The organism is Variovorax sp. 10N432 (assembly GCF_056394465.1).
In genome coordinates this window covers 1-762 of sequence record NZ_JBFTHX010000134.1, presented here as the reverse complement: position 1 = coordinate 762, position 762 = coordinate 1, and the positions used below count along the sequence as shown (strand labels likewise).

The following is a 762-nucleotide window of genomic DNA, read 5'->3' as shown; positions in this document are numbered from 1 at the left end:
AATGATGTCCTCACCCGGCTGCCCACGCAGCTGAACAGCCGCATCGACGAACTGCTTCCGCACAACTGGCACCCCGCGCGCTGAGCACGTCGCCGCTACCGCGGCGATCCTCGTCCGCCCGTCAACTATGGGACGGCCAGCCGCTTACCCCGATGAAGTCAATCATCAACAGCAAGCTGATTTATCCGCTGCTGGACCGCGAAGCAGGCTTCGCGGCCGGCCAATCCGGCCTCAGCTTGACGCTCTGAACCCTCAGGCGCACCTGCGAGGCGCTTCCTTCGCCAGTCGTCAATGAAGACGCGCGATCGCTGGGACAGAGAGGCGATTGCACTCGCTCCGCTTTGATGCCTTCCTGCCAAGGCTATCCGGCATCGGTGGCCATCTTTCCAATGAAGATCCGCATGACCAGAGATGACCCCGTCGAGGGTCGAACCATCCAGCGCAACCACCACATTCCAGCCGTCGTAGGCGAATCGATGAACTGCAGAGTTTGTCATCATCACAATCCTCCAACTGGCTCGCGCGCTCCTTCGGTAGATTTCAATCCAGGTGCTCAAGCAACAAGGGTGCCACGGCGCGCAAGAACGCAAGTTCACACGGCTTGAGCGCACGTTGTTCGACGTCGAAGTGGCACAAAATCGCAACAGTGGGCCCACCCTGCGGACCGAGAGCCATCCCGAAGTACGACACGATTGGCGCGCCGAAGGTGAGGAGCCGATGGTCGATCCTGCAGTCGTCACACACGAATTCGCCGTTCTCGGC

General features: G+C 60.6%; 2 protein-coding genes. Both read right to left on the bottom strand.

The window, feature by feature from the left end; genetic code table 11:
• Positions 1 to 158: 158 nt before the first annotated feature.
• The gene (locus tag AC1DF3_RS37005; protein WP_478142814.1) at positions 159 to 500 is read right to left on the bottom strand and encodes a hypothetical protein; all 342 of its coding nucleotides are present in this window, start codon (positions 498 to 500) and stop codon (positions 159 to 161) included.
• 40 nt (positions 501 to 540) lie between these two features.
• Positions 541 to 762, bottom strand: a 222-nt coding sequence (locus AC1DF3_RS37000; RefSeq protein WP_478142813.1) for a hypothetical protein, incomplete at its 5' end; no start/stop codon positions are given.